The 10,709-nt window shown below is 74.5% G+C and carries 8 protein-coding genes, 1 tRNA gene and 1 riboswitch; of the genes, 2 read left to right on the top strand and 7 right to left on the bottom strand.

What is annotated here, in order from left to right:
* Positions 1–389 precede the first annotated feature (389 nt).
* Entirely contained in the window at positions 390–1,691 is a 1,302-nt protein-coding gene (locus ACFVXG_RS23655) for a hypothetical protein (RefSeq protein WP_387930499.1), read from the top strand.
* 7 nt (positions 1,692–1,698) lie between these two features.
* Here ACFVXG_RS23655 and ACFVXG_RS23650 read toward each other — a convergent pair whose 3' ends face one another.
* The gene (locus tag ACFVXG_RS23650) at positions 1,699–3,153 is read right to left on the bottom strand and encodes an MFS transporter (RefSeq protein WP_387930382.1); all 1,455 of its coding nucleotides are present in this window, start codon (positions 3,151–3,153) and stop codon (positions 1,699–1,701) included.
* Between the two features lie 96 nt (positions 3,154–3,249).
* Positions 3,250–3,564: a DMT family transporter gene (locus ACFVXG_RS23645; RefSeq protein WP_387930381.1), complete on the bottom strand. Its 315-nt coding sequence runs from the start codon at positions 3,562–3,564 to the stop codon at positions 3,250–3,252.
* 44 nt (positions 3,565–3,608) lie between these two features.
* Positions 3,609–3,675, bottom strand: a riboswitch (guanidine-III (ykkC-III) riboswitch).
* 83 nt (positions 3,676–3,758) lie between these two features.
* On the opposite strand from ACFVXG_RS23645, the gene ACFVXG_RS23640 reads away from it, so the two are divergent.
* A tRNA-Cys gene (locus tag ACFVXG_RS23640) sits at positions 3,759–3,830 on the top strand.
* 115 nt (positions 3,831–3,945) lie between these two features.
* On the opposite strand, the gene ACFVXG_RS23635 is transcribed toward ACFVXG_RS23640, so the two are convergent.
* From ACFVXG_RS23635 to ACFVXG_RS23615, 5 genes are all read right to left on the bottom strand, one after another.
* The gene (locus ACFVXG_RS23635) at positions 3,946–6,276 is read right to left on the bottom strand and encodes a xanthine dehydrogenase family protein molybdopterin-binding subunit (protein ID WP_387930380.1); all 2,331 of its coding nucleotides are present in this window, start codon (positions 6,274–6,276) and stop codon (positions 3,946–3,948) included.
* Entirely contained in the window at positions 6,273–7,463 is a 1,191-nt protein-coding gene (locus ACFVXG_RS23630; RefSeq protein WP_387930379.1) for a 2Fe-2S iron-sulfur cluster-binding protein, read from the bottom strand. Before ACFVXG_RS23630 ends, ACFVXG_RS23635 begins: the two co-directional genes overlap by 4 nt.
* Positions 7,460–8,326, bottom strand: a complete 867-nt coding sequence (locus ACFVXG_RS23625) for a xanthine dehydrogenase family protein subunit M (protein ID WP_223242080.1) — start codon at positions 8,324–8,326, stop codon at positions 7,460–7,462. The genes ACFVXG_RS23630 and ACFVXG_RS23625 overlap by 4 nt, the downstream gene beginning before the upstream one ends.
* A gap of 319 nt (positions 8,327–8,645) precedes the next feature.
* Positions 8,646–10,256 (bottom strand): beta-N-acetylhexosaminidase, encoded by a 1,611-nt coding sequence (locus ACFVXG_RS23620; protein WP_387930378.1) that lies wholly within the window; start codon positions 10,254–10,256, stop codon positions 8,646–8,648.
* 103 nt (positions 10,257–10,359) lie between these two features.
* Positions 10,360–10,641, bottom strand: coding sequence for a DUF3039 domain-containing protein (locus tag ACFVXG_RS23615; protein WP_350504745.1), 282 nt, complete (start codon positions 10,639–10,641; stop codon positions 10,360–10,362).
* Positions 10,642–10,709: the final 68 nt, after the last annotated feature.

Genomic DNA, 10,709 nt, shown 5'->3' with positions numbered 1-10,709 from the left:
ATCGGATCGGACCCTAAGGCACGTCCCCACGACGGTCGTATCCGCACCCGCCGATCGGCAGGGATGACGGCCCCGATCCTGCGCGGAGTGGGCGGACGGCCACGGATCGTGACATTCCGCTTCCGCATTCGGGGGCGGCGCCCCCACCCGTCCGAACACCTTCGACGTTCTGGCCCGCCCTTTCGGTTGCGTCAATCGGGCGATCGATCACGACCGTCCGCTGCGCCTCTTCGACCGTTCTGGTCCACATGCCATGCTGACCCGGTCACGGGGCTCCTCCCCCCTCCGGGCCGACCGCCCTTCCGCGCGCAGCGCACCGCACCCACGCCACCGGCCGCACGCCTGCCGAGCACCGCACGCCTGCCGTACGCCTCATGAACGGAGTCACCATGGACGCGCTCTCCCGCCGAACCCTGCTGGCCGCCGGAGCGGCCACCGCCGCCACCCTGGCGGCGGGCTGCGGCAGCGACCGGGCCGGCGGGGGCGGGGAGCACGCGGCCGGCGGCACGGCGGCGACCACCCCGGCGGGCGACGGGCAGAGCGCCACCCCGGCCGCGGTCCCGCAGAAGCCGCAGGCCGTCCTGCTCGGCGACGGCTCCACCTCCGACACCGGCCCCCAGCCCCACCAGCCCGTGCCGGACCGGCTCCAGCCGGGCCAGCGGCCCCCGCAGTTCGTGGTCTTCTCCTGGGACGGCGCCGGCGAGCTCGACAACGGGCTGTTCGCCCGCTTCCGCCGGCTGGCCCAGGAGCACAACGCCTCGATGACCTTCTTCCTCAGCGGCCTCTACCTGCTGCCGGAGTCCAAGAAGGACCTGTACCGCCCGCCGCAGCACAAGGTCGGCGCCTCCGAGATCGGCTACCTGAGCGACCAGCACATCCACGACACCCTGGAGAACGTGCACGCCGCCTGGCTGGAGGGCCACGAGATCGGCACCCACTTCAACGGCCACTTCTGCGGCGCCACCGGCGTCGGCGCGTGGTCCCCGGAGGAGTGGGAGAGCGAGATCCAGCAGGCGATGGAGTTCGTGACGAGCTGGCGCACCAACACCGGCTTCACCGACCTGCCGGCCCTGCCCTTCGACTACCGCAAGGAGCTGATCGGCAGCCGCACCCCCTGCCTGGAGGGCCAGCGCAACCTGCTGCCCACCGCCGTCAAGCGCGGCTGGCGCTACGACAGCAGCGGCAACGGCACCCAGGTGTGGCCGCAGAAGATCCAGGGCGGCGCGCTGTGGGACCTCCCGCTGCAGGCCATCCCCTTCCCCGGGCACACCTTCCAGGTGCTGTCGATGGACTACAACATCATGTTCAACCAGTGCGGCCCCAACACCAAGGCCGACCCGGCGCTCTACCCGGGCTTCCAGGCCCAGGCCCGGGACTCCTACCTGATGGGCTTCGACCGCACCTACAACAGCAACCGGGCGCCGTACATCATCGGCAACCACTTCGAGGAGTGGAACGGCGGCATCTACATGAACGCCGTCGAGGACGTGCTCAAGTCGATCGCGGGCAAGCCGGAGGTCCGGCTGGTCTCCTTCCGCCAACTGGTGGACTGGCTGGACGCCCAGGACCCGGCGGTGCTGCGCAAGCTGCAGGGCCTCGGCCCGGGCCAGTCCCCGAGCGGCGGCTGGGAGGCCTTCCTCGGCACCCCGGCGGCGCCACCGACCCCCTCCCCCACCGCCACCGCGTCCTGACCCCCGGTCAGGCCCGGGCCCGGACCCGGCCTGCGAGCAGCGCCCCCAGCGCCGCCACCGCGGCCATCACCAGCAGGATCACCGCGAAGGCGCCGGGCGAGCCGTCCGCCCCGGCGCCCTCGTGGGCGGCGGCGAGCGACCCGCCGCCCAGCGCCGCGAACAGCACCCCGGCCAGGCCGGTCAGCAGCACGTTGCCCAGCGCGTCGCTCATCTGCAGCGCGGCCGAGTTGGCCCCGGCGTCCTCCGGCGCGGAGAGCTTCATCATCAGCACGCTGACGCTCGCGACCGTCAGCCCCATCCCGATGCCGCCGACGCCCCAGGCCACCGAGGCCATCCAGGCCGGCACCGCCGGGACCAGCACCAGCGCGGCGGCCGCGATCGCCACCGCGGTCAGCACGAAGCCGCCCCGGATCATCGCCTCCCGGTAGCGCTCCGCCCCCGGGCGCCCCTGCAGCCAGGAGCCGAGCGCCCAGGTGAGCCCGCCGCTGGTCAGGGTCAGCCCGGACAGGGTCGGCGAGAGGCCGCGCTGGGTGGTCATCATCAGCGGGACGAAGGCCTCGGCCCCGAGGAAGGCCCCGGCCGCCAGCCCGCGCAGCAGGATCACCGTCGGCAGCCCGCGCCCGGCCCGCAGGGTCCGCTTCGGCAGCAGCCCCAGGACGGCCGGCGCCAGCAGCGCCGCCCCGGCGATCCCGGGGACCAGTCCGACCAGGTCCCGCCGCTGGCCGGCGTACTGCAGCAGACCGGCGCCGACCGCCGCCATCGCGGCCAGCAGGGTGCGGCGGCGGTCGAACCCGGCGCCCTTGAGCACCGGGTGCTCCCGCTCGGAACGGGCCAGCGCCGGGCCCATGACGGCCAGCGGCAGCAGGATCAGCACCGGCACGGCCAGGAACACCCAGCGCCAGCCGAGGTGCTGGGTGACGGCCCCGGAGACCAGCGGCCCGACGATCGAGGGCAGCACCCAGGCCGAGGAGAAGGCGGCGAACACGGCCGGCCGCAGCCGCTCCGGATAGGCCCGGCCGACCACCACGTAGAGCGCGACGATCACCAGCCCGCCGCCCAGCCCCTGGATCGCCCGCCCGGCCACGAACACCCACATGCCCGGCGCCGTCCCGGCCACCACCAGGCCCGCGCCGAACACCGCGATGCCGGTGAACAGCGGCTGCAGCGGGCCGCGCCGGTCGCACCACTGGCCGGAGACGACCAGCGCGAACAGCGTGGTGGTGAAGTAGCCGGAGAACGCGAAGGCGTACAGCCCCAGGCCGTTCAGCTGCCGGGCCGCGGTCGGCATCGCGGTGTTGACGGCGGTCGCCTCGAAGGCGATCACCAGGACCACCGACACGATCCCGAGCGTCAGGGCCCGGAAGCGGCCGCTCATGACCCCGCCGCCGGGGTCAGGCTCGGAGGGTACGGGGCCGGAGGGTATCGAGGGGGAGTCGACCGAGGTGGGGGAGGCAGTGGTCATACGTAACATCGTAAGAGCCGACTGCCCCGTTGACTCCTGACCGCAGTCCCTGACCGGATCCGTCGCAGGCCCTAGGACCGGGCCCCGGACCGGGCGTCAGTGCAGCACCTTGAGCCCCACCACACCGCAGACGATCAGCAGCAGACAGCCGATCCGGGCCATGGTCACCGCGTCCCCCAGGACGGCCATCCCGTAGAGCGCGGTGCCGACCGCGCCGATGCCGACCCAGACCGCGTAGCCGGTGCCGATCGGGATGGTGCGCATCGCGTAGGCCAGCCCGCCCATGCTGAACAGCAGCGCGACGCCGAAGACGAGGCTGGGAACGAGGCGGGAGAAGCCCTTGGACGATTCCAGGGCCACCGCCCAGACGGTCTCCAGGAGACCCGAGACGAGCAGAACGAGCCAAGCCATGACGGCCGTACCTCCGCAGTCCACAGCGGCCGGATTGCCGCTGAACTGCGTCGTCTTGTCGTCACCGGGTACGACGCGCTCGTCCGGGGTGGCGGGGAAATCAGCCACCGACTTCGACGGTAGCACACCTTGCCATACAGAATTTACACAACGTCATTGACCCCGCACGGGCCGTCCGCCATCCTGAATTCACTGGCCGTGTGCCCGAGTGGCTCAGGGAATCGTCTGCAAAGCGATGTACGCGGGTTCAATTCCCGCCACGGCCTCGGAAAGGGAATTGCCGGTCGACTTTCGGTCGACCGGCAATTCCGCGTTCCGTATTCCGCGTTCCGCATTCCGTTTCCGGCCGCCGCGCCGGGCGGCGGCCGGTCGGTGCCCGGCTCAGGCCGTGACGGCGTCCTCCGCGCGGATCGGCAGCCGGCCGACCGGCAGGCCGGTGGCGGCCCGGACGGCGGCGGCGACGGCCGAGGGGGCGACCACCGCGGGCACGGCGCTGACCGCCTTGGCCCCGAAGGTGGCGACCACGTCCCGTTCCTCCAGCAGTGCGGCGATCCGCACCTCCGGGGTGTCCAGCGAGGTCGGCAGCCGGTAGCCGGTGAGCGAGGGGTTGCCCAGCACCCCGCCGGTGGTCTGCAGGTCCTCCATCAGCGCCAGGCCCACGCCCTGGGCCACGCCCGCCTCGATCCGGTCCTCGATCTGGCGCGGGTTCAGCGCCCGGCCGACGTCCTGGGCGACGGTCATCTCGACCACCCGGACGGCCCCCAGCTCGATGTCCACGTCCACCACCGCGCGCATCGCGCAGAAGGAGATGGAGACGAAGGCGTCGCCGTGCCCGGACTCGTCCAGCGGCTCGGTCGGGTGCGGGCGGCACTGCGCGGTGGCCCAGAGCTCCTTGCCCTCCAGCGCCTCCGCGACCGGCATGCCGAGCACCCCGTCGTAGGAGGTGATCTTGCCGTCGGCGATCTGCAGCAGCTCCACCGACATCCCGAAGTTGGCCGCGATCGGCTGCAGCAGCTGGTGGCGCACCATCAGCGCGGCCCGCTCGACCGCGCCGCCGGAGACCCAGGTGTGCCGGCCCCGGGCGGCGGGCCCGGCGATCGACTGGTCGCTGTCGGCCGGCGCGATGTAGACCTCGCTGACGCCCAGTACGGTCTGCACGATCTGCCGGGCCAGCGTGGCGAAGCCCTGCCCGGCGTCGACGGCCGCGCAGATCACCGTGGCGTGGTCGCCGCTGACCCGCACCGTGGCGGTGGAGACCTCGTCCTCGCCCTCGGCGCCCAGCATGTGCACCATGCCGACGGCGTAGCCGATCCCGCGCCGCACGGCGGACGGGTCGCCCGCCCCGCCGGGACCGCCCGGCAGCAGCCACTCGGCGTCCGGGTCGTCCACCGGCAGGGCCGGCAGCGGCTCGGCGGCCACCGCGTCCAGCAAGGCTTTCACCGGGGCCGGGCAGGTGACGGCCTGTCCGGTGGGCAGCGGGTCGCCGGTGGACATCGCGTTGCGGCGGCGGATCTCCACCGGGTCCACGCCCACCCGGGCGGCCAGCTGGTCCAGCTGCGACTCGTAGGCGAAGCAGGCCTGGAGCGCGCCCTCGCCGCGCATCCGCCCGGCCGGCGGGTTGTTGGTGCGCACCGCCCAGGCGTCCACGAACACGTTCGGGCAGACGTACGGGCCGACCGAGAAGGCCGTCGCGGCGGCCAGCGCCTCGGCGGAGACGTCCGCGTAGGCGCCGCCGTCCAGCAGGATCTGCGCCTCCACCTTCACCAGGGTGCCGTCGGCGTCGGCGTGGTGGCGGTAGCGCAGCAGCGCGGGGTGGCGCGAGGCGTGGGTGTGGAAGGACTCCTCGCGGGTGAGGGTCATCTTCACCGGGCGGCCGGTGCGCAGCGCCAGCAGCGCCAGGGTGACCTGGAAGGAGAGGTCCTCGCGGTCGGTGGTGGCGCCGGGCACGCCGGTGACCACCAGGCGGACCCGGTCCGGCTCCAGGCCCAGGCAGGCGGCGGTGCGGTCACGGTCGCCGTGCGGGTCGGTGGAGGACAGGTGCAGCTCGACGCCGCCGTCCGGGCGCGGCACGGCCAGCCCGGCCTCGGCGCCGAGCGGCGCCGGGTCCTGTCGGCCGACCTGGTAGAGGCCCTCGACGATGATCTCGCCGGCCGCGTCCGGGTCCCCGGTGCGCAGCGGCAGGTGGCGGAACAGGTTGCCGTCCGGGTGCAGCGCCGGCGCGGTGAAGGACTGCTCGGGGTCGGTGACCGCCTCCAGCGGCTCGTAGTCGACCGCGATCAGGCCGACGGCCAGCCGGGCGGTGTCGGGGTGGTCGGCGGCGACCGCGGCGATCGGCTCGCCGTGGTGGCGCACCACCCCGGCGGCCAGCACCGGGCGGTCGGCGACGATCGGGCCGGCCGGGGCGCCGTCCGGCAGGCCGTCCGGGCCGGGCGGCAGGTCGGCGGCGGTGACCACGGCGTGCACCCCGGGCAGGGCGAGCGCGGCCGAGGTGTCGATGCCGCGGATCCGGGCGTGCGGGTGCGGCGAGCGCAGCACCGCGCCCCACAGCAGCCCCTCGGCCCACAGGTCGGCCGCGTACGGGTAGATGCCGAGCGCCTTGGGCAGCGCGTCGCTGCGCAGCGGGGAGCTGCCGAGGCCGAACGGCTCCGGTGCGGCGCCGCCCTCGCCGGCGTCCTGCTGGAGTGCTGCGCCGATGTCGGTAGGCGACGTCATGATGCGTGGTCGTCCTCGGGGAGCCGGATGCCGTGGGCGGGGGTGGCGCCGTAGGGGACGCCGGTCGGGACGCCGGCCTCGGCCGGGGCGCCGTGCGGGTCCGCGTACGGGGTGCCGTGCGCGGGCGTGCCGTCGTGGGCGGTGCCGGGCAGCGGGGTGCCGTGCGCGGGGGTCGGCTCGTAGACCGGGGCGTCGTAGCCGGTGTCGTAGCCGGGGTGCTGCTGGTGGCCGTCCGGGTAGCCGGCCGGCACGTAGGTGCCGTGCGCCGGGGTGGCCTGGTAGGTCTGCTCGGGGTAGCCCTGCGGCGGGTAGTACACCTGGTCGCCGGCGGCCTGGGCGGGGATGCCGGGCTGCATCCCGGTCAGCGCGGAGGTGTCGTACACGCCGGTGTCGTAGCCCGCGTCGCCGTACGGCTGCTCGGCCGGGGCCGGGGCCTGGGCGGGCACGGGGGCGGGCTCGACGGGCGGCTGCGGGACGTGCTCGATCCAGGCGTCGGCGTCGGTGTAGACCGGCGGTTCGACGACGGGCTCCGGCTCGGCCGCGGCGGGCCGGTCGGCGGGCGCGGCCCCGGCCTCGGCGGCCGGTTCGGCGGTGTTCGCCCCGGCGGCCGCGGCGGCGGCCTCCTCGGCTTCCTCGACCTCCAGCGCCCGGGCGTCCGCGACGGTCTGGACGGCGGCCAGCACGCCGCGGTAGCCGGTGCAGCGACACAGGTTGCCGCACAGCGCCTGCCGGGCCTCGACCTCGGTGGGCCGGTGGTTGCGCTGGAGCAGGTCGTGCACGGCCATCGCCATGCCGGGGGTGCAGTAGCCGCACTGCACGGCGCCGGAGGCGGCCAGTGCCTGCTGGACGTCGCTCGCGCCGCCGCCGGCCGACAGGCCCTCGACGGTGTTGATCTCGCTGTCGGCGGCCAGCGCGGCGGGCACCAGGCAGCCGGCCACCAGCTGGCCGTCGACCTGCACCGAGCAGGCCCCGCACTCGCCCTGCTCGCAGCCGTCCTTGGCACCGGCCAGGCCGAGCCGCTCGCGCAACACGTAGAGCAGGCTCTCGCCGATCCAGGCGTCGGTGACGGGCCGTTCGAAACCGTTGACCCGCAGCGTGTAGGAGGCGCACGGGCGCAGCTCCCGGCTGACCTGCGGGGTGAGGCCGAGCGGGTCGGCGTCGAGGGTCTCGATGGGGTCTGTGGTCACTTCAGCGCCCTTCCCAGTGCCCGTCGGGCCAGCACCGATACGGTACGCCGCAGCCGAACGGCCGCCGCGGTCGGCCCCTCGGTCACGGCCTCCCAGGCGCCCTCGGCGCCGTAGTTGTCGGGGACGCAGGCGGCGGCGACGTACTCGCCGAAGGCGGCGCCCGCGGCCGGGTCGATCTCCCGGCTGCCGTCCCAGTCGATGCAGCCGGCCACCCAGGCCTCGGCCTCCAGCGGGCGCAGCGGCACCGGGGCGACGGCCCCGACGGCGCAGCGCACGGCGCGCCGGGCCGGGTCGAGGACGAGCGCGACGGAGGCGGTGGCGCGGGCCGGGCCGCTGCGGCCGGTGGCCTTGAGGAAGACCTGGGGGGCGTGCAGCAGCGGGACCCGCACCCAGGTGAGCAGTTCGCCGGGGCGCACCGGGTCGAGGCCGGTGAGCAGGTGACTGACCGGTACCTCGCGGCTGGCGCCGGCCCGGGCCAGGGTGACGCTGGCCTCCAGGGCGGCGAGCACCGGGAGGGTGTCGCCGGCCGGGGCGGCGGTGACGATGTTGCCGCCGAGGGTGCCGACGTTGCGGACCTGCGGCGGGCCGGCGGTGCGGGCGGCGTCGGCGAGGGCGGGGATGAGCGCGGCGAAGTCGGGGCGGTCCATCCGGGCGTGGGTGAGTCCGGCGCCGAGCACCGCGGTGCCGCCGTCCTCGTAGCGCCAGCCGCGCAGTTCGGTGATCCGGCCGAGGCCGACCAGGGCGGCGGGGCGCAGCCGTCCGGCGTTGACGGCTTCCATGAGGTCGGTGGCTCCGGCCACCGGTACCGCGGCCGGGGCGGCGGCCAGCGCGTCGACGGCCTCGTCGAGCGAGGCCGGCAGCATGATCGTCCGGTTCACCTGGGTCCCACCGTGCTCCACTTGCTCATCGATCGCCAGCCGCCCGCGGCCGTGGCCGCACTGTCCGCGTCAGCAGCCCGGCCTGGCCGTAGGGTACGGGCGATCGGGCCGGGTTGGGCAACTCTGGCACACAATGCTCGATGATCATTTCGGGACCGGTGAACGGGACTGCCCGATTGGGACGGATACCGGGCGGTATCTGCCCCGACCCGAACAGGGCCGGGACAGATGTTCATCTCTTCTTGACGTCAGATGACCGTCCATAAGTTCCCGACGGACACATCAGCGCACCGCCCGCACCGCCTCAGCGCACCGGCGGCGGCCCCTCGATCGGCCGCCCCGCCACCCCCGGCCGGCGCTGCCAGGGGTGCGGCCCGTCGGCCGGGCGGTACTCGACCCCCAGCGCGTCCAGCACCGCCAGGTGGCCGCGCAGCCGCCGCTCGAAGTCGGCGTAGTCGCGCTCGGCCGGCACGGTCGGCAGCGCGGACCAGGCGACCTCGGCGAAGGCGACCAGCCGGGGGAAGACCCGGTAGTCGATGTCCCGGGCGCTGTCCGTGAACTCGCTCCACAGGTTGGCCTGGGTGCCGATGACGCGCCGGGCCGCGTCCCCGTCCAGTTGCTCCGGCACGGGCTCGAAGCGGTAGACGTCCTCCAGCGTGCGCACGAAGCCGACCGGGATCGGCTCGTCCGGGCCGTCCGCCTGCCGGTGGTCGAAGTAGACGTGCTGCTCGGGGCACATCACCACGTCGTGCCCGGCCTTCGCGGCGGCGATCCCGCCCCCGAACCCGCGCCAGGAGGAGACCGCCGCGCCGGGGGCCAGCCCGCCCTCCAGGATCTCGTCCCAGCCGATCAGCCGGCGGCCGCGCCCGGCCAGCCAGCGGTCGAAGTGCCGGATCAGGTGGCTCTGCAGCTCGTCCTCGTTGGCCAGGCCCAGCTCGCGGATCCGGGCCTGGGCGGCGGCGCTGTCCTTCCACTGCTCCTTGGGGCACTCGTCACCGCCGAGGTGGATGAACTCGGACGGGAACAGCTCCAGGACCTCCTCCAGCACCCCCTCGAAGAAGCGCAGGGTCTCCTCGGAGGCGTTGAGCACGTGGTGGCTCACCCCCCAGTCCGTCCAGACGCCGAGCGCGGCGGTGTCCACCACGTCGGTGTTACCCAGCTCGGGGTAGGCGGCGACGGCGGCCTGGGTGTGGCCGGGCAGGTCGATCTCCGGGACGACGGTGATCCCGCGCGCGGCCGCGTAGGCGACGATCTCGCGCAGGTCGTCCTGGGTGTAGTAGCCGCCGTGCGGGCGGTCGTCCCGGCGCTGCCCGGACCGGTCGCCGACCATCGAGCGCTCCCGCCAGGCGCCGCGCTCGGTGAGCCTCGGGTAGCGCTTGATCTCCACCCGCCAGCCCTGGTCGTCGGTCAGGTGCAGGTGCAGCACGTTGAGCTTGTGCGCGGCCAGCAGGTCGACGAAGCGCAGCACGTCCGCCTTGGGCAGGAAGTGCCGGGCGACGTCGAGCAGCGCGCCGCGCCAGCCGAACCGGGGCGCGTCCGCGATGTCCGCGCCCGGCAGCACCCAGCCCTCGCCGCGCAGCGGGGCGCGGCGGTAGGCGTCGGGCCCGAGCAGCTGCCGCAGGGTCTGGGCCGCCCACAGGGCGCCGACCGGGCCGCCCGCGGCGAGCCGGGCGTGGCCGGGGCGCACCGTGATCCGGTACGCCTCGGCGGCCAGGGTGTCGTCCAGGACCAGTTCGACGCCGGTGCCCGGCCGGCCCGGGGCGAGCGGCAGACCGGTGGCGGCGGTCAGCGTGCCGCGCAGCCACCGCTCGGCGTCGGCCAGCCCGGGCGGCGCGGTCAGCGTGGTGGCGGCGTCGAGCGGGAAGTCCTCGCCCGGGCGCCGGACGGCACTCGAAGGTGCGGGAATGAGGTCCATTCCGACATCCTGCCCAGGCCCGGAACGATTGGCATAGACCACTTCGGAAACGCGGTGCTATGCAAAACGGTGTTCCGCGAACGGCGAGGGGCCGGACGGCGGACTACTTGTCCTTGTCCCCGTCGCCGCCCTGCGGCTTGCCGATGCCGTCGTAGATCTCCTTGCACATCGGGCAGACCGGGTACTTCTTCGGGTCGCGCCCGGGCACCCACACCTTGCCGCACAGCGCCACGACGGGGGACCCGGAGAGCGCGCTCTCCATGATCTTGTCCTTCTGGACGTAGTGCGCGAAGCGCTCGTGGTCGCCGTCCCCGTTGGACACCTGCGGGACGGGCTCGACCAGGGTGCCGGTGCCGAGGCCGCGCTCGGGCTCAAGAGTGCTCATAGGTGCCAAGTCTATGGGCGCCCCGGGAAACCGGGCCAGTGTCGCGCCGCGGCCGGGGTTCCACGGGC

It is taken from the genome of Kitasatospora sp. NPDC058162 (assembly GCF_042884005.1).
Lineage (GTDB): Bacteria > Actinomycetota > Actinomycetes > Streptomycetales > Streptomycetaceae > Kitasatospora.
This window is presented reverse-complemented; position numbering and strand designations above follow the sequence as displayed.